The organism is Amycolatopsis iheyensis (genome assembly GCF_024703995.1).
Classification (GTDB): Bacteria; Actinomycetota; Actinomycetes; order Mycobacteriales; family Pseudonocardiaceae; genus Amycolatopsis; species Amycolatopsis iheyensis.
Map to the genome: position 1 here is coordinate 590183 of NZ_JAMXQV010000002.1, position 24593 is coordinate 614775.

Below are 24593 nucleotides of genomic sequence, written 5' to 3' on the forward strand. Positions count from 1 at the left end.
CGCTCACTTGTACATGGTCTGGTTCATGGTTCCGGGGGCGTACACGTCGGGATCGACCCAGACGTTGATCAGCGACGGCTTGCCCGACTCGCGGGCCCGCAGCAGCGCCGGACCGATGTCGGCCGGGTCGCGGACCTCTTCGCCGTGGCCGCCGAGCATCCGCGCGAACTCGTCGTAGCGGACGTCGCCGAGGGTGTTGCCCACGCGTTCGCGCGGGAGCCCGTACTTCGCGGCCTGGCCGTAGCGGATCTGGTTCATCGACGAGTTGTTGCCGACGATCCCGACGAACGGCAGGTTGAACCGCACGAGCGTCTCGAAGTCCCAGCCGGTGAGGCTGAACGCGCCGTCGCCGAAGAGCGCGACGACCTCCTTGTCCGGGCGGGCGTGCTTCGCGGCCAGCACGAACGGGACGCCGACGCCGAGTGTCCCGAGTGGACCGGGGTCCATCCAGTGCCCGGGCGACTTGGGCTGCACGACCTGGCCGGAGAAGGTGACGATGTCGCCGCCGTCGCCGATGTAGATCGAGTCCTCGGTGAGGAACTCGTTGATCTCGTGGACCAGCCGGTACGGGTGGATCGGGCTCGCGTCGGAGTGCTGCAGCGGCAGCCGCTTCTGCTTCGCCTTCTCCTCCACGGCCTGCAGCTCTTCCAGCCAGGCCTTGCGGCCGACGGCGCCGTTGTCGGCGCGGCCGGACGCGGCCTCGGCCACCGCGGCCAGAACCTGGCCCGCGTCGCCGACGATGCCGAGGTCGACGTCGCGGTTCTTGCCGACCGTGCGGTAGTCGAGGTCGATCTGCACGACGGTGGCGTCCTTCGACAGCCGCTTGCCGTAGCCCATCCGGAAGTCGAACGGGGTGCCGACGATGACGATGACGTCGGCGTTGTCGAAGGCGTAGCGGCGCGAGAGCTGGAAGTGGTGCGGGTCGCCCGGCGGCAGCGTGCCGCGGCCGGCGCCGTTCATGTACGCCGGGATGTTGAGCGTGCGCACCAGGTCGACGGCCGGTTCGGTGGCCCGGGTCGTCCAGACCTGGCTGCCGAGCAGGATGGCCGGCTTCTTGGCGTGTACCAGCAGGTCGGCGAGCTTCTCGATGTCGGCGGGGTCGCCCGCGTTCTTCGTCGACGCGCGGTAGCGGCCGGCTTCGGGGATCCGCGCGTTCTCCAGCGGTACGCGCGCGTCGAGGACGTCGCGCGGAATCTCCAGGAACGACGGCCCGGGCGCGCCCGCGTAGGCCTCGCGGAACGCCATCGACACGAGGTCGGCGACGCGCGCGGTGTGCGGCACGGTGGCGGCGAACTTCGTGATCGGCGTCATCATGTCCACGTGCGGGAGGTCCTGCAGGGACCCCATCTTGTGCTGGGTGAGCGCGCCTTGGCCGCCGATGAGCAGCATCGGGCTCTCCGCGCGCAGGGCGTTCGCGACCCCGGTGACGGCGTCGGTGGTGCCGGGGCCCGCGGTGACGACCGCGCAGCCGGGCTTGCCGGTGATCCGCGCGTAGCCGTCGGCCGCGTGCGCCGCGACCTGCTCGTGCCGGACGTCGATGACCTCGATGCCCTCGTCGACGCAGCCGTCGTAGATGTCGATGATGTGCCCGCCGCAGAGGGTGAAGATCGTGTCGACGCCTTCCGCCTTCAGCGCCTTCGCCACCAGGTGGCCACCCGATATCTCGGCCGGCGCGGGCTCGGCGCCGTTCGTCGCTCGGGCACTCTCCCCCGCGGTGGTGCCGGTCGTTGTCAGCGCCATTGCTCAACTCCTCTGGTCCGCCGCCGGATCTCTCTCGTCCGGCGCTCCGTGTTCCGGTCCGCTCGTCGCCGCTGCCGGCGTCCATCGAGGTCAGCGGCCTCTTCGCGGCAGACTGTAGATTGCATACCGTATGGGGTAGGCATATAGTCACTCTTCAAGCAGCCCGTGTCCAGGGCTATCCGCAGGGTTTTTGCCGGGCCTCGACCCCGCCCCCGCGGAGCACCACTCCACGCCCTTGCCCTGCCCCCGCCGCGGAAAGGACGCCCCCGCATGGACCTCTTCGAACACGAAGCCCGCGATCTCTTCGAGAAGCACGGCGTACCCGTCCCCCGCGGCCGGGTCGCCGCCGATCCGGCCGCGGCCCGTTCCCTCGCGGCCGAGCTGGGCGGCCCGGTGGTGATCAAGGCCCAGGTGAAGACCGGCGGCCGCGGCAAGGCGGGCGGTGTCCGGGTCGTGCACACGGCCGACGACGCCGAACAAGCCGCCGACGACATCCTCGGCATGGACATCAAGGGGCACACCGTGCACCGCGTCCTCGTGACCGAGGCCAGCGAGATCGCCGACGAGTACTACCTCTCCTTCCTGCTCGACCGCGCCGGTCGCACGTTCCTCGCGATGGCCTCGACCGAAGGCGGGATGGAGATCGAGGAGGTCGCGGCGACCCGGCCGGACGCGCTCGTGCGTGTGCCGGTGGATCCACTGGCCGGCGTCGATTCGGCCGCGGTGGCCGCCGCGTTCCCCGCCGACGTCCGGGGTGAGGTCGCCGGAGTGGTCGAAAAGCTGTGGGACGTGTTCGTCACCGAGGACTGCACGCTCGTCGAGGTGAACCCGCTGGCCAGCACGTCGACCGGGATCGTCGCGCTCGACGGCAAGATCACCCTGGACGACAACGCTGCCTTCCGCCGATCCGCTTCGTTCGACGAGGCTTCCGACGGCTCTCCCCTGGAACGGGAAGCGCGTTCGCTTGGCCTCAACTACGTCAAGCTCGACGGCGACATCGGCGTGATCGGCAACGGCGCCGGCCTGGTCATGTCCACTTTGGACGTCGTGGCGGCCGCCGCGGCCGAAGCGGGCGCCCGCGGGCCGGCCAACTTCCTCGACATCGGCGGCGGCGCGTCGGCCCAGGTGATGGTCGACGGGCTGACCGTGATCCTCGGTGACGCGCAGGTGCGCAGCGTGTTCGTCAACGTCTTCGGCGGCATCACCGCGTGCGACCCCGTCGCGACCGGGATCGTGCGCTCGCTGGAGATCCTCGGCGCCCGCGCCACCAAGCCCCTGGTCGTCCGGCTCGACGGGAACAACGTCGCCGAAGGACGGCGGATCCTCGCCGAAGCCGCCCACCCCCTGGTCACCGTGGTGGCCACCATGGACGACGCCGCCCGCGAGGCGGCGAAGCTCGCGATCGCGGAGGTCTGAACCGTGGCCATCTTCCTGGACGAGAACAGCCGGATCGTCGTCTCCGGCATCACCGGCTCCGAAGGCGCCAAGCACACGCGGCGGATGCTGGCGGCCGGCACGAACGTCGTCGGCGGGGTCAACCCGCGCAAAGCCGGGCAGCAGGTGGAGATCTCCGGTCGCGCGCTGCCCGTGTTCAGCAGCGTCGCGGAGTCGATGGCGTCGACCGGCGCCGACGTCTGCGTGCTGTTCGTGCCACCGCCGTTCGTGGCCGACGCCGTCGTCGAGGCCGTCGACGCCGGGATCGGCCTCGCGGTGGTGATCACCGAGGGCGTCCCGGTCCACGACACCGCCCGGCTGTGGTCGCACGCCGTCGCCGCGGGCGGGCGGACGCGCGTCATCGGGCCGAACTGCCCGGGCATCGTCTCCCCCGGCAGGTCCAACGCCGGGATCATCCCGGCCGACATCACCGGCCAGGGCCGGATCGGGTTGGTGTCCAAGTCCGGCACGCTGACCTACCAGCTCATGCACGAGCTGCGGGACATCGGGTTCTCGACGTGCGTCGGCATCGGCGGCGATCCGATCATCGGCACGACGCACATCGACGCCGTCGAAGCGTTCGAAAAGGACCCGGAGACCGACCTGATCGTGCTGATCGGCGAGATCGGCGGCGACGCCGAGGAGCGCGCGGCGGAGTTCGTCCGGGCGAACGTGTCGAAGCCGGTCGTCGGGTACGTCGCCGGGTTCACCGCGCCCGAAGGGAAGACGATGGGCCACGCGGGCGCGATCGTCTCCGGCTCGGCGGGCACGGCGTCGGCGAAGAAGGAAGCCTTGGAAGCGGCCGGGATCCGCGTCGGGCGGACGCCGAGCGAGACGGCGGCGCTGGTGCGCGAGGTGCTGGGATGACGTCGGCGGTGCCGCGGCTGAAGCTGGCGGTGCTCGCGTGCATGGACGCGCGGTTCAGCGTCCACGCTCTGCTGGGCCTCGCCGACGGCGACGCCCACGTGATCAGGAACGCCGGCGGCGCGGCCACCGACGACGCCATCCGGTCCCTGTCGGTGAGCCAGCACCTGCTCGGCACGCGCGAGATCGTGCTGATCCACCACCAGGACTGCGGCATGCGCAAGTTCACCGACACGGAGTTCGCGCGGCGGCTGGAGTCGTCGACGGGGATCCGGCCGGGCTGGGCGGCGGAGACGTTCACGGACCCGGCCCAGGACGTCCGCCAGTGCATCGCGCGGCTGCGGGCGTCGCCGTTCCTGGCGCACACCGAGGCGGTGCGCGGCTACGTCCTCGACGAGCCGACCGGCGAGCTGACCGAGGTGGACTGATGGAGCTGCGTCAGCTCGCGGTGGTGGTGGCGGTCGCGGAGGAGGGCGGCTTCACGGCCGCGGCGACGCGGCTGCGGACCGTCCAATCGACAGTGTCCACTGTGGTCCGGGCGCTGGAGCGCGACCTGGGCACCCCGTTGTTCCACCGGACAACGCACCGAGTGGTGCTGACGCCCGCCGGCGAGGCTTTCGTCCCCGCCGCGCGGGCGGCACTGGAGGCGGCGGAGCGGGCCCGGGCCGCGGTGTCACCGGTGGCCGGGCAGGTGCGGCTCGGGGTGTGCCCGGGACTGCTGGTGGACCTGCACCGGGTATTGGCATCGGTGCGGCACGCGCACCCGGGGCTGGCTGTGGAAGTGCGGCAGGTGCCGGACACTTGCCGCGGGCCGGCGGAGTCCGGTGTGGACGTGCTGCTGACGGTGGCGGGTTCCGACGCCCCGGTCTCCTCCGCCACCGAAACCACCACGACCCCGCTGGCCGGCGAAGAACTCGTCCTCGCCACCGCCCCCGGCGGCTCCCGTTCCGCCCCGGCCGACCTGTCCGAACTGTCCCTCGTGGACTTCCCACCGGGCTGGGCGATCCGCGACGCCGTCGACCGGGCCTTCCCCGGCCGGCGGGTCGCCCTCGAAGTCGATGACCTGGCCGTCGCCGCCGGGTTGGTGCGGGCCGGGCTCGCCGCCTGCGTGCTCCCCGCGTCGGCGGCCGCGCGGTTCCCCGATCTCACCGTCCGCCGGTTCGCGCAGCCGCCGCCGTGGCAGCTCGCCGCCGTGCACACGTGTGCCGTCTCCCCCGCCGTCGCCGCGTTGCTCGGTCAGCTCGGCTGAAACCCGAGGCGGTCCGGTCGCGTGTAGACGTTCATCGAGCTGCCGCGCAGGAACCCCACCAGCGTCAGCCCGAGCTCGGCGGCGAGGTCCACCGCCAGCGACGACGGCGCCGAAACCGCCGCCAACAACGGGATCCCGGCCATCACCGCCTTCTGCACCAGCTCGAACGAGGCCCGCCCGCTGACCATCAACGCCGTCCCGGACAGGGGCAGCTTTCCGTCTCGGGTCGCCCAGCCGACCACCTTGTCCACCGCGTTGTGCCGCCCGACGTCCTCGCGCAGGCACAGCAGTTTCCCGTCGGCGTCGAACAGCCCCGCCGCGTGCAGCCCACCCGTGCGGTCGAACACCCGTTGCGCCGCCCGGAGTTCGTCCGGCAGCCGCGACAGGGTCGCCGGATCCGTGCCGAACGGGTCGTCCGCGACCGGCCAGGTCACCGTCGTGCGCACCGCGTCCAGGCTCGCCTTGCCGCACAACCCGCACGACGACGTCGTGTAGAAGTTCCGCTCGACCGACGCGTCCGGCGGCGCGACCCCTGGCGCCGGCACGACGTCGAGGATGTTGTAGGTGTTGCCGCCATCGGCCGTGGCACCCGCGCAGTAGCGGATCGAATGGATGTCCCCGGCCGAACGCACCACGCCCTCGCCGACCAGGAAGCCGGCGGCGAGGTCGAAGTCGTCGCCCGGGGTGCGCATGGTGATCGAGAGCGCTTTCCCGGCGACCCGGATCTCGAGCGGTTCCTCGACGGTCAGCGTGTCCGGACGCGTGGTGTGCGCGCCGTCGTGGACGCGCAGCACCCGCCGCCGGCTGGTCATCCGCCCCATCTCAGGCCACCGGCAGCAGCGACTTGGGCCGGCCCGGCTGGGTCAGCCGCCCGGACAGCACCGCGCCGGCCAGGCTCAGCACCCCGGCCGCGGTGAACGCGCCGACGAACCCGTGCGAGGTCACGACGAGCGCGGCGAGCCCGATCCCCACCACCGCGCCGACGGCCTTGGCGCTGTAGAGGATCCCGAAGTTCTGCGCCACCGACTCCTCACCGAAGTACTCGCGCACGAGCCCGACGAGCAAGGTGTAGCAGCAGCCGTTCCCGAGCCCGGCCAGCGCGACGCCGAGCAGCAGCCCGACGGCGTGCCGGTGTTCACCCGAGTAGAACAGGACGAACTGCGCGACGCCGCCCGCGACGAGCGCGAACCGCAGGATGCGGTGCCGCCCCAGCCGGTCGGCCAGCCGCCCGATGAGCACCCGGCCGCCGCCCGTCGACGCGGCGAGCAGCGCCAGCGCGGCCGCGGCGAGCCAGGGCCCGCTGCGCTCGGCGACGAACGTCGCGAGGTAGGCGAGGTCGAACAGCAACACGGCGGCGGCGAGCACGACGACGAGGTACAGCGCCAAGGTCGTCCCGCAGCGGAACAGCTCCGCCGGACGGTAGTGCCGGACCGCGGGACGCCGGTTGTGCGCCTTGTCCAGTGCCCAGGTGCGCGGCTCGGGCGTCGCCGGCCACCAGTGCCGCGGCGGGTAGCGCAGCAGCGCGCCGCACCCGGCGATCACGACGAGCACGACACCGCCGGTGACGTCGAGCAGCACCGGGCGCGCGGCGGGCAGAGCGGCGGCGAGCACGACGAAGGGGACGCTGCCGAAGGCGAAAGCGCCACTCACGATGCCGGCGCGCGAACCGACGCGGTCGGGGAACCACGCGAGCACCGCGCCCACGCAGGTGGCGTAGACCAGTCCGGTGCCGAGCCCGCCGAGCACGGAGTAGCCGAGGAAGACGGTGGTGAGGCTGCCGGCATGGCCGAGCGTGATCAGCCCGGCCGCGCACAGCACCGCCCCGGCACCCATCGCGGCGGGTGCCGGGAGCAGACCCCGGTCACGCAGCCAGGCGGCCGGGAACGCGACGCCGGCCTGGCAGATCGCCCACACGGCGAGCGACAGGACGATCCCGCCGAACGTCCACCCGTGCGCCCGGCTCAGCGCGGGCACGATCGCCCCGAAGCCGTACTGCTGCACCCCGGCGGCGAGCATCCCCGCCGCGGCGAGCCAGGTGATCCAGGTCCGCGGCCGCCCGAGCAGCTCCCGATCGGACTCGCCGACGCGGTAGTGGCGCCCGTAGACGTCCCGGAGTTCGCGGACATCGGACATCGTGACCGCCTCCTCAGAAGCCAGACTGAAGATTGTATGCAGTATGGAGTAGTCTGAGTGTGCGCTTGTCCCGGGCGATTGTCTACAGGGCGGCGCGAACGAATACGGCGGAAAGCGCTTCGCCGGCGGGTGCGCTCGGACAGCGTGAAGTTCGGGCCGCGCGCGGGCCGAGGGAGGGGAAATCGAGGCGGCCCGGTGGCCATCGAGGGAGGAGGCGGCCACCGGGCCGGTGCTCCGGCGCGGTACCGGCCGCGCGGAGCACTGACAGTCTGGCCATCGGAGCCACCCTCCGACAAGCTTTTGCCGCCGCGTCGCCGCAGGTTTTCGCGACGGAGATCAGCAGCGGGCCCCGTGGAGGCACAACCTCGGGTGACCACAATGGGCACGCCGCCGGAGACTGGGGCCGCTCTCGCCGCGCAACGGGGACGGCGGAAGCCCGCTTCGAAGCAGGACGAACTGCGGCGGGAGCCGGCCGTTCACGGCAGAGCGCCGATTCGTGAACGATTAACCGGACTTCATCGCACATCCGCGGTTTCGCGCGCCGGGCGCTGCGCCCGGCGCGCGGCGTAACCACGCTTCCCTGCCCGCCGTCAGCGCGGCGGGCCTTCTCGACCGGTGACCGGTTCCGCGTCAGGACTTCTTGCGAGTCGCGCGCTTGCGGGCCGGCTTGGCTTCGGCCGGTTCCGCGGCCGAAGCCTGGTCGGCCTCGAAGCCCGCGATGATCTCGCTCGACAGGCGGCCGCGCTCGGCCACCTCGTAGCCGTTCGCCTGCGCCCACTCGCGGATCTGGCGGTTGCGCTCGCGGTCGGTGCCCGAACTGGAGCCACCTGACAGCGACTGTCCCGTCGCGAGCCGGACCTTGCGGCCACCGATTCGCCGCGCGGAGGCGACGTAGCGGGCGAGCTCGTCTCGGAGCGCCGAAGCGTTGTCCTCGGACAGGTCGATCTCGTACGTCACCCCGTCGAGACTGAAGGGGACGGTCTGCGAAGCCTCACTCCCGTCGAGATCGTCCACCATCTCGACGTGCACCCGTTGCGCCATGGTTCGTCGTTCCTCATCTTCTCCAGAACACGGTCGGACAGACCCTAACCTGTCGAATCACGTCCGGCACGCGCGACACCCGTGAAGCGTCCACAATGGCCACCCGGGCGACGGGGTCGCCCGGGTCCAGAGTGACCGCAACCGAGCCGAAATGCGCGCTGTCTTGTCCGATATTTGTTTTTGTGATATGCTCGAAATCAAATCGGTACCGTGGCGGCATGGGAACCACTGGTTCAAGCACTAGGCCAAGCACAGAGCCCGACACTGGGCCGACCACCGATTTCTCCGATGCCGCTCCCCGCGCTTCCCGGCCCGCCTCCGGCACCGCGTTCACCGCGGCGGCCGCGCGAGCTGCACATTTGCTCGTCGACACCGAGCCGGTCATCTTCTCCGACCCCCTCGCGGCCACCCTCCTCGGCGACCGCGCGGAGGAACTCCTGGCCTACCACCGGCTCCACGGCACGCATCCGGTCCTGGCCGGCGCCCGCGCCCAAGCGGTGTGCCGCGCCCGGTTCACCGAAGACCGCCTTCACCGAGCCAATTCCGGTATAGACCAGTATGTGATTCTCGGGGCCGGGCTGGATTCGTTCGCCTATCGGAGCACGTCGACGCGATTCCGGGTGTTCGAGGTGGACCAGCCGGCCACCCAGGCGGTCAAACGGGAACTGCTCGACACCGCCGGCATCACGACACCGGCTTCCGTCACCTTCGTCCCGGTCGACTTCGAAGCCGACCGGCTCCGCGAACAGCTCGTCCAGAGTGGACTCGACCCGTTCCGGCCCGTGTTCGTCGCCTGGCTCGGCGTCACCGTGTACCTGACCCGCAAGGCGATTCTCGCCACATTGACGGATCTCGGCGGTTTCGCCCCCGGATCGGAAATCGTGACCGATCACCTGCTTCCGGCGGAACTGCGCGACGCGGCGGGAAACAGCTACGCCGAAGCCGTCGCCGCGATGGCCGCCGAACAGGGTGAGCCGTGGCACACCTTCCTCTCCCCCACGGCCATGGCCACCCTCCTGACCGACGCCGGTTTCGAAGTCGTCGAACAAGCAGGACAACGGGACAGCGTCGCGCCCGAGCTGTGGCGCCGCGCCGACGCGTTGCGGCCGAGCGCCCTTTCCGCGCTCGTCCACGCCCGGATTCCCGCGCGGCCCGGAATGTAGGGCGTCCGGTTTCAGTCGGGCAGCATCGGCATTTCGAGGTCGTCCGCGCGGCCGAGCAACACCGCCCGGGTCACCGCCGCCTTGCCGAACCGGTCGCGGACCGCGTCGAGCGCGGTGTCGAGCTGGGTCGCGCGTTGGCGTTCGAACGGCAGCGCCAGCTGGAACGGATCTTCGTCGGCCAGGTTGGACAGCGCCGCGCCCAGCAGCGTCAGCCCGCGATCGGCGATCATCGGCAGCGCCGCGACGAGCAGTTCGCGCGCCGCGGCGAGCAGCACGCCGGTGCCCGCCGTCGGCTCGTTCAGCGTGTGCGAGCGCGTGACGCGGGCGAAGTCGGCGAAGCGCAGGCGGATGGTCACCGTCCGGCAGACGCGGTGGGCGGCGCGCAGCCGGCGGGCGATCCGGTCGATCAGCGCGACCAGCACGACGTCGAGCTCCGCCGGCGTCCGCCTGCCGCGGCCGAGGGCCCGCTGGGCGCCGATGGACCGGCGGCGCCGCCCGACCTCGACGCGGCGAGGGTCGCGGTTGTGCGCCAGGGCGTGCAGGTGCCCGCCGGCCGCGCGGCCGAGCATGCTCACGAGGTCCACCTGCTCCGACGCGGCCAGCTGACCGACGGTCGTGATCCCCCGCGCGTGCAGCTTTTCGGCGGTGACCTTGCCGACGCCCCACAGCGCTGCGACGGGCAGCGGGTGCAGGAACGCCAGCTCGCCGTCGTGCGGCACGACCAGGAGCCCGTCCGGCTTCGCGACGCGGCTGGCGACCTTGGCGAGGAACTTCGTCCGCGCCACCCCGACGGTGATCGGCAGCCCGGCCCGCTCGGCGACGGCGGCGCGCAGCCGTTCGGCGATGTCGCGCGGCCGCCCGCCGATCCTGGTCAACCCTCCGACGTCGAGGAACGCTTCGTCGATGGAGAGGCCTTCCACCCACGGTGTGGTGTCGTGGAAGACCTCGAACACGGCCTTGCTGGCGGCCGAGTAGGCGGACATCCGCGGCGGCACGACGACGGCGTGCGGGCACAGCCGGCGGGCCTGCGCGCCACCCATCGCGGTGCGCACGCCATAGGCCTTGGCCTCGTAACTGGCGGCCAGCACGACCCCGCCGCCGACGATCACCGGGCGCCCCTTCAGCGCCGGATCGTCCCGCTGCTCGACGGAGGCGTAGAAGGAGTCGAGGTCGGCGTGCAGGATGGGCCCCTCGTCCGTCATAGAACATATGTTCGCATACGCGCGGGCCGAAGTCCGCTCATCCGCCCGCCGCGGACGGCGTGCCGCCGGGCGAACTGAGCGTTTTCCCGGTTGTCGACGGTTCGTCACCGCGCCCACACTCGATGGATCGATGGACCCGACGACTGGGGACGACATGACCGAGAAGTGCCGATGCGGCGACCACCACCCGTGGGCGAGCCCGGACCCACAGGACCGCCCGACGGCGGCGCGGCACCCGTTGCTGGCGACGACGCTGGCCCGCGAGGACGACGAAGAGGACACGGGCCGCTTGGACCCGACGGACCGGGTGACGTGCCGGACACACCGCCGCTGGCTGCACGACTGCGTGTCATCCCCGGTCCACACCAACCCGGCGATCGGGTACCGGTGGTGCCGCCGTTGCGACCACCAGGCACTCGTCGCGGTGGACGAGCTGAGCGGTGACGTGACCATCCACTGCGGACTGTGCGGGCGGGCGCCGCGGAGCCGGGCCAACCTGGAGCTGGTAGAGCTGTGCCGGCGGAGCTTGGCACTCGCGCGGGCGGGACGGCTTCTGGGGAGTGCCGTCGCCTGAGCGCGCTCGCGGCCGGCTGCCATGATGCGGGGGTGCCCGAACTCGGAACCACCGCGCTGGTCATCTTGCTGCCCGCTGCCGAACCGGTGCTCGCCGCCGCGCGGCGGACCGCTCCTGAGCTGGTTCGTCCTGGTTTGCCGGCTCATGTGACCGCGCTGTACCCGTTCTTGCCGGACCGTTCCCTCTCGGACGAGGTTCTCGCGGCGGTCCGCTCTCTTGCCGCTGGTCTTGCTCCGGTTTCGGTGCCGCTTGCCGAGCTGATGGTCGCGCCTGGTTTCGCGGCGGTGCCCACGCCTTCTCTGCAGGCGATTGCCGATGCCGTTTGCGCACGGTGGCCGGACGTTCTCCCCTACGGTGGGCGGTTCGGGCCGCGGCCGGTCGCTCATCTGACCGTGGCGATGGGTGGTTCCGACGAGCAGCTCGAGCAAGTGGCCGCCGAGGTTCGGCCGCTGTTGCCGCTGGCCGATCGGGCGGAGGCGCTGCAGTTGGTGGCGCTGACCGAGAACGGCTGGGAGCCGCGGCTTCAGGTTCCGTTCGGCGGGTGAACCGACTGCATTTCCGAAGTGGCTGAACTTTCGTTGTGAGCACACAAGTGCAGTCGCTACACCTTTGCGAACCGGCACCAAAGCCGCCGCGCTCCGAGCGTGCTCAGTGCGTCGAGCCGGCCACCTCGTCCGCCGCCGCGCCGCCCGACTTGCGATACACCCGCGCGATCGCCCGCAACCGAGCCACATCAGCGGCGAACGGTTCGGCCGCCACGACCGGCGGCTCCTCCCCACCCGGCTCGTCGGGCAGATCCCGCACCACCCGCGCCGCCGCCGAGGCGGGCAGGTCCGGCGTCACCCCCGCCAGGATCAGACCGTCGTTGGTCTCGCTCATCGCCGTCAGCAGGCGCTCGCGCCGGGACGGACCACCGGGATCGATCCGCACGATCTCCGGAAACCGCCGAGTCAGGTGCGCGCGCAGCGGCCGCAGCAAGCGAAGCGTCCGAGCATCCCGGCGAGCGGCGACCAACCCCGGCACCGAAGGAATCGTCAGCCCGAGCACGATGAGCAGCACCGACACCGCCGGAAAGCCGACATCCAGCGCACACGGCACCGTCGAGAACGGCCCCCGGCACAACGCCTTCACCGGGTGGTCAGCCTGCAACGCTTGGATCGTCGCGACCACCTTCCCCGCGAGGTAAGCGACCGCGAACGCCGACGCCAGCAGCAACAGCGTCAGCCCGGCACGCAGCGCTCCCCCGCTCGCCCGGAGGGTCACCGCCGCCACCACCCCGATGTCGATGACCGCGAACCCGAGATACACCGTGTACGCGAAGACGTAGACCACGAGCGTCGGATGGGTGCGGTACAGCTCGTCGAACACGCCGATGCCGCGCGGCAGGTCCGTCGTGCTGAAGAACGTCACCACCAGCAGCGCCAGCGCCACCCCCAGCGCGACCGGCCGTGTCCGCCGGCCGCGGTCGCGGGTGCCGCTGATCTCGGCGACCGTCAGGCCGATCCCGTACGCGGCGACCATCGTCGCGAGGTTCGACAGCAGCCGGCCGAGGCTCGGGTAGATCTCGCTTTCGAACAGCTGCGCGCGGTTCGACAGGAAGCAGAACGCCGCCCCCAGCGCGATGAGTGCGACGGCCAAACCCGCGCCCGCGCCGGTGCGCCGCGCGCGGACCGCCCGCCAGATGCCGACGCACAGCGCGAACAGCCCGACCCCGAGGAACAAAATGTCGATCACGGGACGCGACTATCCCAGGAGTGCCGCCAGCCGCCTAGCCTGATCCGCCGCTCGGCCGGACGCGCCCGGCTGAACGGCGGGTGGCTCGCTCGTCGCCGCGCTCATCAGCAGCACCGCGATCAGCTCGGCCTCGTACTCGTCGGCGCCGCTCGTCACGCGCGTCAGCAGGTGCGACAACGCCCGCGGCGCCAGGTCCGGCGCGAGCTGTGCGGCTTCGGACTCCGACATCTGGCAGGTGCCGGTGTGCGCGCAGAGCATGTGGGCGAGCTCGTGGGCGATGATGTGGTCCTGGTGCAGCGCCGACGTGTGCTCGACGTAGGCGATCAGGTCGTAGTCCGGGCGGGCCTGCCACGCACCGGAGGGCTGGCCGGGGCGGTATTCGATCGGCACCAGGTCGATCTCGCGGCCGCGCCACGTTTCGAGGCCGTCGACCCAGGCGTTCATCGACCACGGCCGGGGCAACGGGACGGCGGCGAGCACTGACCGCACTCGCTCCCGGGCCCCGATGCGGAGCCGCGTCAGGCCGCGCTCGTCGATGGGACCTCCCCGCTCGGCCGGCGCCAGCCGGGTGCACCGGGGCGCGATCACGGACGAGGTCATCGTAGCCGAGTCACTCCGGCTTCCGGCGCCGTCCGTCGCGACGGCGGGTGTCGTCGTAGCTCGACAGCTGGTCCAGCAACGCCGTCACCGTTTCGCGGTCGCGCGCCGACAGCTGCATGGCACGCTGCGCCAGGTTGCGGGCCTCGCTGTCGCGCCACGCCACGACGTCCTCGACCTGCTTGTCGACCTCGCCGGCGACGTCGTCGTCGAAGAAGTACGTCACCGGCACGCCGAAGAACTGGGCGAGCGCCTGGATGTGCGAGCGCTTCGGGTCCTTGCGGGCGCCGACGGCGAGCTGCTGCACGTGGGTCGCCGACATCGTCACGCCGGTCTGCTCCGCGACGCCGTGGGCGATCTCCCGGTACGAGTACGGCTTGCGGTCCGGCGGGTGCACGGTGGCGATCAACTGCGCCAGCCGTTCGGCGAAACTGCGCTCCTCGCTCACCACACACCACCTTCAGCCGTGAAACGTGACACCCGTCAGCTTAGCTGTCCCGAAAACTTGACACAGCCTGTCCCGGGAAGACTACGATACTCCCGTCGGGTGTTTCGGAAACGGAACACCGGACCGGGGTGGCGCAGCGGCCGCCGGGGCGACTCACGTGGTCGCTGGGGGTGGCCACGCGCCTAGCCCCGTTCCCGCCGCGCCACCCCCGCTCAGCGCACGCCCGTCGTCGCTACCAGGCAGGCCCGCCTCGGCGTCCTTGGCAACGCCAGAGCGCGACGGCTACCAGCATCCAGGTTCACCGGCGGGTACGCCCCGCCGCTCGTGCTTGGGCGGGCATCACGTGTGCTTCAGAGGGCATCACGCGTGATGGGACGGGCATCATGCGTGATTGGAGGGGAATCGCGGGTTAGGAGGCGGCGTAAGGCTGCCGGTGTTTTGCCCGCGTGTTCGCGGACTGTCCGGGTCAGATGGGCCTGGTCCGCGAAGCCCAAGTCCGCCGCCAGCCTCGCCAGCTCTCGCTCCCCCGCCTCCAGCCGATCCAGTGCGCGGCCGACCCGGACGCGGTTGCGGTAGCGCGTCAGCGAAACTCCCAGCTCGCGCGGGAAAGCGCGGCTCAGCCGGTACGGCGAGACACCCAGCAACTCCGCCAGCGAGAACAACCCGGCCGCCGACGGGTGGTCGGCCGCGACCGCCGAACGGGCTTCGCTCACCAACGCGCGATCCTCCGGGCGCGCTCGCGTCACCGGTGACCTGACCGCGCCACCCACCAAAGTCAGCAGCTGCTCGGCCAACGCGAAGTCCGGGTCGGTCACCGACGCCACCGCACGCCGGTGCGCGAGATCCAGCCGCCCGTCGACGTACACCGGCGCCTGCAGCGGCCGATCCGCCACCAGCTGGTGCCACCGGCGCGCGGAGAACGTCACCGATGTGCAGACGTCGCCGCCCGCCGGGTGGGCGAACTGCTCCTCCTCACCAGGCGACGCCAGGTACGCCACCGCCGGATCGGCGTCCGCCACCACCCCGCGCGACCGACGCCGGAACCGGCCGCGGCGTACCAGCACCAGCCGGTGCCCGTCGGCCACCTCGGGTGGTGACCAGCCCCGGTGGTCGTCCGCGCATCGGACCACGCTCAGCGCGAACCCCGCACCGGCCGCGACTTCCACTGCTTCTCGCACGGCCCGGACGGTACGCCCGGGGTACGACAGTTCCCGCAAGGATCTTCAAGACCGCGAGCCCGCCACCGGGCAGGCTGCCGACGAACCACACGAAAGGAGTCGGGAAATGCCCGCCGAACTCACCACCGTCGTCCTCGACTGCGCCGACCCGGCCGAGCTCGCCGCCTTCTACGCCAAGGCGCTCGGGCTCGAGATCACCTACCAGGACGACGACACCGTCCACCTCGGCCTGCTCGGGTTCCAGCGCGTCTCCGGCTACCGGGGCCCGAGCTGGCCGGACGACGCCAAGCACGCCCACCTCGACCTCCGCGTCGGCGACCTCGAAAGCGCTGTCACGGAGTTCGAGGCGCTCGGCGCCACCAAGCCGGACTTCCAGCCCGGTGGCGCCGACTGGGTCGTGCTCGCCGACCCCGAAGGTCATCTCGTCTGTCTGATCCCGGGCTGACTCACCGCCGGTAGACACCGAACTCGTACAGCGAGTACCCGTACGCCGTGCCGCGCTGGGTGGCCGACATCCGCACGTACCGGGCGGTCGCCGCGATCGCGAGGTCGTCGGCGCCGCCGTCCCCGGACGTCGTCGCGTAGACCGTCCGCCAGTTCGCCGCGTCGTCGCTGACCTGGATCTCGTAGGCCTTCCCGAAGGCCGCTTCCCAGATCAGCTGGACGTGGTCGAACGCCTGCCGGCTGCCCAGATCCACCTGCAGCCACTGGGGATCGGCCCACGCGCTCGCCCAGCGCGTCGCGGTGTCGCCGTCCGTCGCGGCCTGCGGCGGGTACGGCGCGCCCGGCCCGTCGGCCTGGTAGGTCGACGCCGTGGTCGCCGCGCCGCGCGCCAGGTTCGTGCCCGGCACCGGCGGGGCGACCACGCGCAGCGAACGCGTCTCGATGCCGACGTTGCCGTGGCCGTCCCGGGCGTACAGGTAGATTTTCCAGACGCCCAGTTGCTGCGGCGCGGTGACGGTGAACGTGCCGGTTCCGGTGAACTGCGCCGGGATCAGGCCGGCCGCGTTGTTGATGTACTTGCTGTTGTAGCCCATGGTGTAGGTGATCGGGTCACCGTCGGGATCGGACACCCCGGCGGTCAGGGTGAAGGTCGAGCCGGCCGGGACGTCGGTGCTGCGGCTCAGGTTCATCGACGAGATCACCGGCGGCGTGTTGCCACTCGTCTGTCCACTGTAGAGCCTGCGGACGGCGTACCAGGACAGCCGCTTCTCGTTGCCGGTGGTGATGTTGAACCAGACGCCGCCGAAGTCGCCCTCGGTGCCGTAGTGGAAGAGCGTCGCGCCGAGGGCCACACCCGGGTGCGCCAGCACGCAGTTCCACGCGTTGACGTAGCCGTCGCGCTTCTGCTGGTCGGTCGGCTCGGCGGGCACGCCGTTCACGTCGTTCGGCACCTCCCACTCACCCGCCGGGCCGGTCTCGGTGATGATGTACGGCTTCGTGTAGCCGCCCGCGAGCCAGTCCTGCTTCACCTGGCAGACCTGGGCGTAGGAGTTGACGGAGTACAGGTCGAGGCTCGGCGCGTACGCCTTGTAGTACGGCCACGCGCCGGTCCAGGCGTCGGTCGAGGTGACCGGGTGGTTCGTGTCGATGGCGTGGATCGCCTGCGCGGCCTGGTCGACGAAGCGCGTGTAGGCGATCCGGTTCTGCTCCAGCTGCGTGCCGGAGTAGCAGTTCTGCATACCGAGGATCGACTCGTTGCCGACGTTCCACATCAGCACGCCGGGGTTGGCTTTGTAGGCAGTGACCCATTTCTGGATCTCGGCGAGCATCGTGTTCTTGTATGCGGTGTCCGTCGTGTAGTCGACGCACCCGCCGCTGCCCGGCCCGCCGCCCGGCTGCAGCCAGAAGCCGGCGACCACCTTGATCCCGTTCGCCGCGGCCGCGTCGAGCAGCGGCTGCGTGGTCCCGTCGGTGCCCCACGTGCGGACGGTGTTGACGCCGATCGAGTGCAGCTCCGGCATCCGCGTGGCCGCTTCGCCGACCGGCGGGCCCCAGGTCAGGCCCTTGACGGTCCACGGTGTCCCGTCGACTGTCAGCTGCCAGTTCCCCTGTGTGCCGGTCACCCGAGTGACGCCGGGGCCGTCCTGCGTCGGCGTGCCCGGGGTGCCGCTGACCTGGAACTCCCAGAGTGAGTAGCCGTAGCCGCCGACGCGGTGCGTGCCCAAGAAACGCACGTAGCGACCATGGCCGGTGACGGCGAGGTTCTGGATACCGCCGACCGCCGTCGTCGTGCTGTATACAGTCCGCCAAGTACCGGCATCGTCCGAAACCTGGATTTCGTATGCAGTCGCGTAAGCGGCTTCCCAGTTGAGGGTGACCTGGCTGATGTCGGCGGGCGCGCCGAGGTCGACCTGCAGCCACTGCGGGTCGCTCCAGGCACTCGCCCAGCGGGTGCCGGGGTCGCCGTCGACGGCCGCCGACGCCGGGGTCGAGGCGCCTTCGGAGCTCGACGCGGTCACCGGTCTGCCTTGGGACAGCAGGGTCGCGGCGTGCGCCGGGGTCGGGCCGGCGAGCAGGCCCAGCACCAGCAGGGCCACCAGTGCCGGGACGGCACGGAGGAGCGGCGGTCGGTCCACGTTGACTCCCGTACGGGCAGGGGACGGAGATTGGAGAGCGCTCTCCAGCGCGCTCGATGCTTCGTCACCAAGACCCGCGTTGTCAAGATTCGCGCCGCAACTCGACAATGACTGTCCGGCGGGCGATCCGGGTGGTGCTTGACACGGCGGCAGCTCGGTGCGCATGCTCTTGGAGAGCGCTCTCCCAGTCTTCGGCACCTCACCGTGGAGGACCCTTGGCATCGAAAATCGCGCTCCTCGCCTGCACCGCCGCCACCGTGCTGGCAGGCGCCTTCCTGACCACGGCCACCTGGTCGCCCGCCGGGGCCGACGACCAGGTGACCCACCACGAGTTCCAGGTCAACTGCTCCCCCAGCCACCACCAGCCGGACGACCCGATCGTCTTCCCGGGCCTGCCCGGCGCGTCGCACGACCACACGTTCCTCGGCAACAAGACCACCAACGCGACGACCACCCTGCAGTCGCTGCAGAACGCGGGCGTCGGCAACACCACCTGCCTGGCGCCGGACGACCTGTCCGCGTACTGGTTCCCGACGGTCCTCAACGGGAACCAGGTGGTGCAGCCGAACTTCGCGCAGGTCGTCTACTACAAGTCCGGCATCCTCGACTACACGAAGGTCGTGCCGTTCCCGCCCGGCCTGCGCTACGTCGCCGGCAGCGTGACGGCCACCCAGGACGAGTTCCAGCACGCCCCCGGCGCCATCGAGGGCTGGGAGTGCGGGGACAGCTTCCACAACTGGGACGTCCCGGTGCACTGCGTCGAGGGCAGCCAGCTCAACATCCGCTACCAGGCGCCGAGCTGCTGGGACGGCGTCCACCTGGACTCGGCCGACCACAAGAGCCACATGGCGTACCCGGACCGGGCGACGCTGACGTGCCCGGCCGACCACCCGGTGGCCGTGCCGATGCTCGAGTTCAAGATGGCGTTCCCGGTCAGTGGCGACATGTCCGGCGTGCACCTGGCCAGCGGACGCGGCTACTCGTGGCACTACGACTTCTTCAACGCGTGGGACCCGCAGACCCTGGCGGCACTGGTGACGCACTGCATCAACGGCGGCCTCCAGTGCGACCCGCGCGGGTTCGACCTCTACAAGCCGGACCGGGGCACCGTGCTCGGGCCGAACTACCGGCTGCCCGGCCGTCCGTGAGACGGCCGGCTCTCCTGGTGGCGGTGGTGGTGGCGCTGTCCATGGGCGGGTGCGCCACCACCACCGCTGCCCCGCCCCCGCCGTCCGCCGCGTTCAACCCGACCGACGTGGCCTGGTTGCAGCTGGTCGTGCCGATGACCGAGAACGCGCTGTCGGCCGCCCGCCTGGCGCCGGACCACGCGGCGAACCCGGCGGTCCGGACGGCGGCGGGCTCGGTCGCGGCGCCTTCGGAACGGCTGCTGGCGCGGTTGAAGGCGGCTCGCGACCGGGCCGGCCTGCCCGCCGCCGACGTCCACAGTGGACATCGGATGCCCGGGATGGTCACCGCGGCCGACCTGGTGGCGTTGCGCACCGGACGTGGCCAGGACTTCGACCAGCGGCTGGTCGCGTTGCTGCGGGCCCACGCGACGCAGCTCGTGGTGCTCGCGAAAGGTGAGCAGACCTCGGGTGCGGACGCGGGGACTCGTGAACTGGCCGCCGAAGTCGGTGCCGAGGGGGCCCGGCAGGTACAGGTGCTGGCCGGCACACAGTGAGGCGCCGCCGAGGCCACCACCCCACGTGATGGCCTCGGCGGCAGTGCCGGCTCCGCCCGCCGGCAGTCTCAGTACGTCACGGTGACCGGCGCCCGCCCGCCGTGTGCCGTGACCGACAGCGTCTGCGTCGACGCGTCCCACTTCCAGGCCGACGAGGGCGCCCAGCCCTCGCCCACCCGGACCCGGGACGGCGCCGCCGGCACGCCGAGGAACTTCACCGTCCACTCCCGCGAGGCGACCTGGGACCGGCCCCGCGTCGGCTCGACCGTCACCGTGTGGGCGCCGCGCCGCTCCGAGTACGTGATCCGGGTCGTCGAGCTGTGCTTCGACGACGTCCCGTCGTCCTCGTACAGCGAGAACGAGCCCGAGCCACCCGGCGCGACCGTCACCGTCACCCGGTTCAGCGGGTTCTGGACGTCGTTGGTGACGTCCGCGGTGCGCGTGACGGCGATCCCGCCGCCGCGGACGAACACCGGCATCGCGGCGAGGTCCGAGGTCACCTGCTGCGTCGTGCCGCCCGCGTAGGTCTTGCCGGTGAAGTAGTCCGTCCACTGGCCCGGCGGGAACCAGACCGACGTCGTCGCGGACGTGCCCGGCGACGTCACCGGCGCCACCAGCATGTCCGGCCCGTAGAAGTACTCGCTGCCCGCCGCGGTGTAGGCGGCCGGCTCGTCCGGGTACTCCACGTAGGTCGGCCGGACCACCGGGACGCCGGTCGTCGCGGCCTGCTGGGCCAGCGTGTAGGTGTAGGGCACCAGGTTCTCGCGCAGGTTCAGGAACTTCGTCGCCGAGTCCTTCGCCGCACCGGTGTACTGCCACGGCAGCCGGTCGCTGTGGTTGCTGTGCAGCCGGTCGATCGGCTGGAACGTGCCCAGCTGCACCCACCGCGCGTACAGGTCGTCGGGCAGCTTGAACGTCTGGTGCTGCTGCCCGCCCGAGGTGTAGGTCTCGCTGCCGCGCAGGCCGGTCGTGTCGTTGTGGCCGCCGATGTCGTGGCTGATCGCCGACATGCCGGTCGCGGCCGACTCGCCCGGCGTCGCGCCGACCTCCATCCGCAGCGTGCCCCACGTCGAGGACGTGTCGCCGGTGAAGTGCACCGTGCTGCGCTTGTCGGCCCACGGTCCGGTCGACAGCCCGACCGGGCCGCCGTAGCCGCCGGCCTGCAGCGAGCCGTACGCCCGCGACGTCACGAACCCGCGTTCGATCGCCGGGGCGGCCAGGTCGGCGTACTGCTGGTTGATCCACGCGTCCGGGGTGACGCCGGGCAGGGCCGACTTCGGGCCGTCACAGCACCAGTCCAGCCACCAGAAGTCGTTGCCCTGCTTCATCATGTCCGCGTGCAGGTCGAGGTACGCCTTGAGCTGGTCGGGGTCGCCCCAGTCGAAGACGTAGCAGTCCGTGCCGCAGTTCGACTTCGCGAGCTTGCCCTTCGCCGTCGCCTGCGCCCGGGCGAACTGCGGGTCCGACCCCATGATGCTGGGGTGGATGTTCAGCGTGTTGTGCAGGCCCTGCGAGTGCGCCCACGCGAAGAACGCCGTCGGGTCCGGGAACTTGGTCCGGTCGAACTGCCAGCCGTTCCACGTGTCGGGGGCCTTGAAGTCCGTGTCGGTCACCAGGACGTCCAGCGGCACGCCCTCGCTGCGGAAGCGCGGCAGGATGGTGTCGCGGTAGTCGGCCGCGGTGCGGTCGATGTACTCCGAGTACCAGACGCCGTAGGCCCAGCGCGGCAGCAGCTCCGGCGGCCCGGTCAGGGTCGCGAGGTCGCGCAGGCCCGCCTTGTAGTCGTGGCCGAAGGTGAAGACGTAGCCGTCCTGGTACGGGTTCCCGCCGTGCGACGGCCGCGGCGTCGCCTTGCGGGTCGCGGTGTCGTACAGCGCGGACGGGCTGTCGTCGAGCAGGTACCAGCCGTCCTGATGCAGCAGCCCTTCGGTGAGCGACGGGTTGCCGTTGTCGCCGTTGACGCCGTCGAGCCCGCGCCGGTACCCGCCGAGCGCGAGGTGCGGCGCCGGCGCCGCGGCACCCGCCCGGGTGACGGACACGGTGTCGACGTTGACGTGGCAGCTGGTGTCGTCGGGGCAGCCGAGCACGACGTCGTTCGTGCCGGCCTTGAGGTCGACCGGGACCGAAGCGCTGCCCCAGGCGTTCCAGTCGGCGGTGACCGGCAGGGTCAGCGTGCGGGTCACGCCGCCCGAAGTGACCGACGCCGTCCGCGTCTCGTGGCGGCCGTCGCCGCCGGTGCCGTTGGCGTAGCGGACGTTCAGCTGGTACGTCCCCGCGCTCGCGACGTCGATGACGCGGTGGGTCAGCGACGAGCCGCGGTTGAGCTCGGCGACGAACCCGCGCCCGGCGTACCCGGTGTGGTCGGTCGCGACCACGGCCGAGCCGGTCCGCAGTCCCGATTCCGCCTCGCAGCTGACGTCCGGCGCGCAGCCGGTGAAGGCCCGCGCCGACGCGGGCGGGAAGGCCGCGCCGGCGGGCAGGGCCGCGAGCGCGTCGACGTTGACGTTGCCGGAGTCGGTCGCGGTCCGCGCGAGGCGGACGCTGTGGCGCCCGGCGCCGAGGGTGAGCGGGACCGACGCGAGCGCCCAGCTGTCCCAGTTCGCGGTCACCGGCAGCGTCAGCTTTTGCGCCGCGCCGCCGTCGACGGAGACGCTCAGGGTGCGGGTGACGTGCTGGCCGTCGCCGCCCTGGCCGTTGGCGTAGCGAGCGGTCAGCGAGTAGGTCCCGGCGGTGGTGGCGACGACGTCGGCGGTGGCCGAGGTGCCGGTGCTTTCGAAGCCGGCCAGGAAGCCTTCGCCGGTGTAGCCGGCGTGGTCGGTGGCGATGCCGAGGCCGTCCGCCGTCAGGTCTTCACCCTCGCACAGGGCGCCGACCGCGCAGGTCAGGTGCCGCCACGGCGTCGCGAGGACCGGCGTGGCGCCGGCGTTCGTGCGCACCTGGAGGTTGCCCGAGTCGAAGGGGCCGGAGTTCAGCCGGTAGGTCAGGGTGGTCGCGCTCGTGCGGATGGTCAGCACGCCGCCCGACGTCGTGGCGGTGAACAGCGGCGGGGTGAAGTTCCCGCGGCCGACGGCGTTGAAGGTGGCGGCGTCGGTGAAGTGGCCGTCGCCGGCGTACTCCGTGCGGATCAACGTCGGGGACAGCACTTGGAAGCGCGCGTTCCCGGCGGTGACGGCTTGGCGGCCGGGTCCGGCCGAGGCCGGGGTCGCCACGGTGACGACGGCCGCCGCGACGGCCAGCACGCACGTCAGGTGGAGGGTTCTCGCTGTTCTCGTCCGCACGGCGGAACTCCGTTCCGGGTCAGGGGACCGGTGTTTTACAACGTTGGAAAACCGGTTCGATCCGACCACAGGCCACGGCCTGATGTCCAGACCACCGAGCGGAACTGTCCGGACAGGCCACGGTCCTTGCCCGGCAGGCCACTCAACCGGAGTCGCGGACCACCAGCTCGGGGTCGAAGATCACCGACTCCGCGCGGCCGGCCGGGTCGGCCATCCGGTCCAGCACCATGCGGGCCATCGCCGCGCCCATCTCCTCGACCGGCTGGCGGATCGTCGTCAGGCGGGGGCGGCAGCTCAGCGCCACCCGGCTGTCGTCGAAGCCGATCACCGCCACGTCGTCCGGGACGCGCCGGCCCGCTTCGCGCAACACCGTCAGCGCGCCGTACGCCATCAGGTCGTTGGCCACGAACACGCCGTCCAGCCCGGGTTCCTCGGCCAGGAGCCGCTCCATCGCCCGCTCGCCGCCGTGCTCGGTGAAGTCGCCCTCGGCGACCGTCAGGTACGCGTGGCCGTGGCGGGCCATCGCGTCGCGGAAACCCGCCAGCCGGTCCTGGCCCGCGGGTGTGCCGGCCGGGCCCGCGATCGTCGCGACGCGGTGGCAGCCGCGGGCGACGAGCCGGTCCGCCGCCAGCCGGGCGCCGTCCTGGTGGGCGACGTCGACGTAGCTCACCGGCGCCGGCCGGCCCGGCCGCGCGAACAACGCCGTGGGGACGCCCGCGTCGGTCAGCATGCGCGGCAGCGGGTCCTCCGCCGGGTGCAGCGAGATCAGCAGCACCCCGCTCACCTGCTCCTGACGCAGCTTCGGCACGAGCTTCTCGCGTTCTTCGTCGCTGTCGACGAGCATCAGCAGCGGGTGCAGGCCCTGCGGGCGCAGGTGCGCGACGACGCCCTCGACCACCCGGCCGAAGAACGGGTCGCCGAACACCCCGCCAGTGAACGCCTCGACGTGCCGCTCCGGCTCGGACACCACCAGCGCGATCCCGCCGGTGCGGCGGGTGACCAGCGACCGGGCCGCGCGGTTGGGCACGTACCCGGTGGTGGCGATGGCGCGTTCGACGGTCTCCCGCAGTTTCGGGTCGACGTTGCGCACGCTGTTGACCACGCGGGACACCGTGGCCCGCGAGACCCCGGCGACCCGCGCGACGTCCTCCAGGGTCGGCGGCGCCGAGGGCGGATGCGTCGTCACCCGTCCTTTGTAGCACGCTGTGAGAGCGCTCTCCCACTGCCATGCCGATGACAAATGTCATCGCCGGCCGCTGCGGGACGGCACTGCCGCCGGAGCCCCTCCCGCGACGAGCATTTCCGCCATGACCACGACTCGTACCGAAACGCCCGGCTTCCGGCCGGTGCTGCTGCTCACCGGTGGCTACGCCACGCTTTCCGTGCTCACGCTCCTCGTGATCGTCCTCTTCCGGGACAACCACACGATGGTGACCGACGCGGTCTGGGTCCGCGCGACCATCGTCGTCGCCAGCTCGCTGCTGACGTTCGCCTTCGCCCGCAGCGCGGCCCGCGGCTCCCGCAAGGGTCTCCTGCGGCTGCGGATCGTCTCGGCGGTGATGCTGGTGGCGATCGCCGTCATCGTCGTCCTGCCCGGCTTGTTCCCACTGTGGCTGCGGATCGAGCAGGCCGGCTGCGGGCTGCTCCTGCTCGGCGTCACCCTGCTGGTCAACAGCCGGCGGCTGCGGGCCCGGTAGC

23 protein-coding genes are annotated in these 24593 nt (G+C 71.6%); 11 read left to right on the plus strand and 12 right to left on the minus strand.

Annotation, left to right across the window (positions count from 1 at the left end; all coding sequences use genetic code 11):
* Nucleotides 1–3: 3 nt before the first annotated feature.
* Entirely contained in the window at nucleotides 4–1740 is a 1737-nt protein-coding gene (locus M8542_RS06515; protein WP_257919087.1) for a thiamine pyrophosphate-binding protein, read from the minus strand.
* Between the two features lie 270 nt (nucleotides 1741–2010).
* Here M8542_RS06515 and sucC point away from each other — a divergent pair, with 270 nt between their 5' ends.
* From sucC to M8542_RS06535, 4 genes are read left to right on the plus strand one after another with little or no spacing between them, the layout of a single operon-like run.
* Nucleotides 2011–3156 (plus strand): ADP-forming succinate--CoA ligase subunit beta, encoded by a 1146-nt coding sequence (gene sucC / locus M8542_RS06520; RefSeq protein ID WP_257919088.1) that lies wholly within the window; start codon nucleotides 2011–2013, stop codon nucleotides 3154–3156.
* Nucleotides 3157–3159: 3 nt separating this feature from the next.
* The gene (gene sucD / locus M8542_RS06525; protein WP_257919089.1) at nucleotides 3160–4041 is read left to right on the plus strand and encodes a succinate--CoA ligase subunit alpha; all 882 of its coding nucleotides are present in this window, start codon (nucleotides 3160–3162) and stop codon (nucleotides 4039–4041) included.
* Nucleotides 4038–4466 carry a beta-class carbonic anhydrase gene (locus tag M8542_RS06530; protein WP_257919090.1) on the plus strand — a complete coding sequence of 143 codons (429 nt, stop codon included), beginning with the start codon at nucleotides 4038–4040 and terminating at the stop codon, nucleotides 4464–4466. The genes sucD and M8542_RS06530 overlap by 4 nt, the downstream gene beginning before the upstream one ends.
* Nucleotides 4466–5287, plus strand: a complete 822-nt coding sequence (locus M8542_RS06535) for a LysR family transcriptional regulator (protein ID WP_257919091.1) — start codon at nucleotides 4466–4468, stop codon at nucleotides 5285–5287. The genes M8542_RS06530 and M8542_RS06535 overlap by 1 nt, the downstream gene beginning before the upstream one ends.
* Here M8542_RS06535 and fdhD read toward each other — a convergent pair.
* The 3 genes from fdhD to M8542_RS06550 form a co-directional block, all read right to left on the minus strand.
* A complete protein-coding gene (gene fdhD / locus M8542_RS06540) occupies nucleotides 5275–6108 on the minus strand; it encodes a formate dehydrogenase accessory sulfurtransferase FdhD (protein ID WP_257919092.1) in 834 nt (277 codons plus the stop codon). The genes M8542_RS06535 and fdhD overlap by 13 nt on opposite strands.
* 1 nt (nucleotide 6109) lies before the next feature.
* Nucleotides 6110–7420 (minus strand): OFA family MFS transporter, encoded by a 1311-nt coding sequence (locus M8542_RS06545; protein ID WP_257919093.1) that lies wholly within the window; start codon nucleotides 7418–7420, stop codon nucleotides 6110–6112.
* A 630-nt stretch (nucleotides 7421–8050) separates the two neighbouring features.
* Nucleotides 8051–8461, minus strand: coding sequence for a histone-like nucleoid-structuring protein Lsr2 (locus M8542_RS06550; protein WP_257919094.1), 411 nt, complete (start codon nucleotides 8459–8461; stop codon nucleotides 8051–8053).
* Nucleotides 8462–8592: 131 nt separating this feature from the next.
* Here M8542_RS06550 and M8542_RS06555 point away from each other — a divergent pair, with 131 nt between their 5' ends.
* Nucleotides 8593–9624 (plus strand): class I SAM-dependent methyltransferase, encoded by a 1032-nt coding sequence (locus M8542_RS06555; RefSeq protein ID WP_257919095.1) that lies wholly within the window; start codon nucleotides 8593–8595, stop codon nucleotides 9622–9624.
* Between the two features lie 11 nt (nucleotides 9625–9635).
* Here M8542_RS06555 and dinB read toward each other — a convergent pair whose 3' ends face one another.
* Complete coding sequence (dinB, locus tag M8542_RS06560; protein WP_257919096.1) at nucleotides 9636–10826, minus strand: DNA polymerase IV; 1191 nt, start codon at nucleotides 10824–10826, stop codon at nucleotides 9636–9638.
* A gap of 154 nt (nucleotides 10827–10980) precedes the next feature.
* On the opposite strand from dinB, the gene M8542_RS06565 reads away from it, so the two are divergent.
* Nucleotides 10981–11400: a hypothetical protein gene (locus tag M8542_RS06565; RefSeq protein WP_372508497.1), complete on the plus strand. Its 420-nt coding sequence runs from the start codon at nucleotides 10981–10983 to the stop codon at nucleotides 11398–11400.
* A gap of 32 nt (nucleotides 11401–11432) precedes the next feature.
* Nucleotides 11433–11945 (plus strand): 2'-5' RNA ligase family protein, encoded by a 513-nt coding sequence (locus M8542_RS06570; protein WP_257919098.1) that lies wholly within the window; start codon nucleotides 11433–11435, stop codon nucleotides 11943–11945.
* A gap of 103 nt (nucleotides 11946–12048) precedes the next feature.
* On the opposite strand, the gene M8542_RS06575 is transcribed toward M8542_RS06570, so the two are convergent.
* From M8542_RS06575 to M8542_RS06590, 4 genes are all read right to left on the minus strand, one after another.
* Nucleotides 12049–13134: a hypothetical protein gene (locus M8542_RS06575; protein ID WP_257919099.1), complete on the minus strand. Its 1086-nt coding sequence runs from the start codon at nucleotides 13132–13134 to the stop codon at nucleotides 12049–12051.
* A gap of 9 nt (nucleotides 13135–13143) precedes the next feature.
* Nucleotides 13144–13722 carry a hypothetical protein gene (locus tag M8542_RS06580; RefSeq protein ID WP_257919100.1) on the minus strand — a complete coding sequence of 193 codons (579 nt, stop codon included), beginning with the start codon at nucleotides 13720–13722 and terminating at the stop codon, nucleotides 13144–13146.
* 22 nt (nucleotides 13723–13744) lie between these two features.
* Nucleotides 13745–14179, minus strand: coding sequence for an XRE family transcriptional regulator (locus M8542_RS06585; protein ID WP_257919101.1), 435 nt, complete (start codon nucleotides 14177–14179; stop codon nucleotides 13745–13747).
* Nucleotides 14180–14529: 350 nt separating this feature from the next.
* Nucleotides 14530–15357: a helix-turn-helix transcriptional regulator gene (locus M8542_RS06590; RefSeq protein WP_257919102.1), complete on the minus strand. Its 828-nt coding sequence runs from the start codon at nucleotides 15355–15357 to the stop codon at nucleotides 14530–14532.
* A gap of 106 nt (nucleotides 15358–15463) precedes the next feature.
* Here M8542_RS06590 and M8542_RS06595 point away from each other — a divergent pair, with 106 nt between their 5' ends.
* Nucleotides 15464–15802 (plus strand): VOC family protein, encoded by a 339-nt coding sequence (locus tag M8542_RS06595; RefSeq protein ID WP_257919103.1) that lies wholly within the window; start codon nucleotides 15464–15466, stop codon nucleotides 15800–15802.
* Nucleotide 15803: 1 nt separating this feature from the next.
* On the opposite strand, the gene M8542_RS06600 is transcribed toward M8542_RS06595, so the two are convergent.
* Nucleotides 15804–17936, minus strand: coding sequence for a discoidin domain-containing protein (locus M8542_RS06600; RefSeq protein WP_257919104.1), 2133 nt, complete (start codon nucleotides 17934–17936; stop codon nucleotides 15804–15806).
* 215 nt (nucleotides 17937–18151) lie between these two features.
* On the opposite strand from M8542_RS06600, the gene M8542_RS06605 reads away from it, so the two are divergent.
* A complete protein-coding gene (locus M8542_RS06605; protein WP_257919105.1) occupies nucleotides 18152–19084 on the plus strand; it encodes a DUF1996 domain-containing protein in 933 nt (310 codons plus the stop codon).
* A complete protein-coding gene (locus tag M8542_RS06610) occupies nucleotides 19081–19617 on the plus strand; it encodes a DUF305 domain-containing protein (protein ID WP_257919106.1) in 537 nt (178 codons plus the stop codon). Before M8542_RS06605 ends, M8542_RS06610 begins: the two co-directional genes overlap by 4 nt.
* 68 nt (nucleotides 19618–19685) lie before the next feature.
* Here M8542_RS06610 and M8542_RS06615 read toward each other — a convergent pair whose 3' ends face one another.
* Nucleotides 19686–22895, minus strand: a complete 3210-nt coding sequence (locus M8542_RS06615; RefSeq protein WP_257919107.1) for a TIM-barrel domain-containing protein — start codon at nucleotides 22893–22895, stop codon at nucleotides 19686–19688.
* A gap of 142 nt (nucleotides 22896–23037) precedes the next feature.
* Nucleotides 23038–24081, minus strand: coding sequence for a LacI family DNA-binding transcriptional regulator (locus M8542_RS06620; protein WP_257919108.1), 1044 nt, complete (start codon nucleotides 24079–24081; stop codon nucleotides 23038–23040).
* 121 nt (nucleotides 24082–24202) lie between these two features.
* On the opposite strand from M8542_RS06620, the gene M8542_RS06625 reads away from it, so the two are divergent.
* Complete coding sequence (locus tag M8542_RS06625; RefSeq protein WP_257919109.1) at nucleotides 24203–24592, plus strand: hypothetical protein; 390 nt, start codon at nucleotides 24203–24205, stop codon at nucleotides 24590–24592.
* Nucleotide 24593: the final 1 nt, after the last annotated feature.

Excerpts from the sequence above, each read along its gene's own strand:
- M8542_RS06515 (WP_257919087.1), bottom strand. The coding sequence starts at position 1,740 with ATGGCGCTGACAACGACCGGCACCACCGCGGGGGAGAGTGCCCGAGCG.
- M8542_RS06545 (WP_257919093.1), bottom strand. The coding sequence starts at position 7,420 with ATGTCCGATGTCCGCGAACTCCGGGACGTCTACGGGCGCCACTACCGC.
- sucC (WP_257919088.1), top strand. The coding sequence starts at position 2,011 with ATGGACCTCTTCGAACACGAAGCCCGCGATCTCTTCGAGAAGCACGGC.
- M8542_RS06535 (WP_257919091.1), top strand. The coding sequence starts at position 4,466 with ATGGAGCTGCGTCAGCTCGCGGTGGTGGTGGCGGTCGCGGAGGAGGGC.
- M8542_RS06550 (WP_257919094.1), bottom strand. The coding sequence starts at position 8,461 with ATGGCGCAACGGGTGCACGTCGAGATGGTGGACGATCTCGACGGGAGT.
- M8542_RS06565 (WP_372508497.1), top strand. The coding sequence starts at position 10,981 with ATGACCGAGAAGTGCCGATGCGGCGACCACCACCCGTGGGCGAGCCCG.
- M8542_RS06595 (WP_257919103.1), top strand. The coding sequence starts at position 15,464 with ATGCCCGCCGAACTCACCACCGTCGTCCTCGACTGCGCCGACCCGGCC.
- M8542_RS06530 (WP_257919090.1), top strand. The coding sequence starts at position 4,038 with ATGACGTCGGCGGTGCCGCGGCTGAAGCTGGCGGTGCTCGCGTGCATG.
- fdhD (WP_257919092.1), bottom strand. The coding sequence starts at position 6,108 with ATGGGGCGGATGACCAGCCGGCGGCGGGTGCTGCGCGTCCACGACGGC.
- M8542_RS06625 (WP_257919109.1), top strand. The coding sequence starts at position 24,203 with ATGACCACGACTCGTACCGAAACGCCCGGCTTCCGGCCGGTGCTGCTG.
- dinB (WP_257919096.1), bottom strand. The coding sequence starts at position 10,826 with ATGACGGACGAGGGGCCCATCCTGCACGCCGACCTCGACTCCTTCTAC.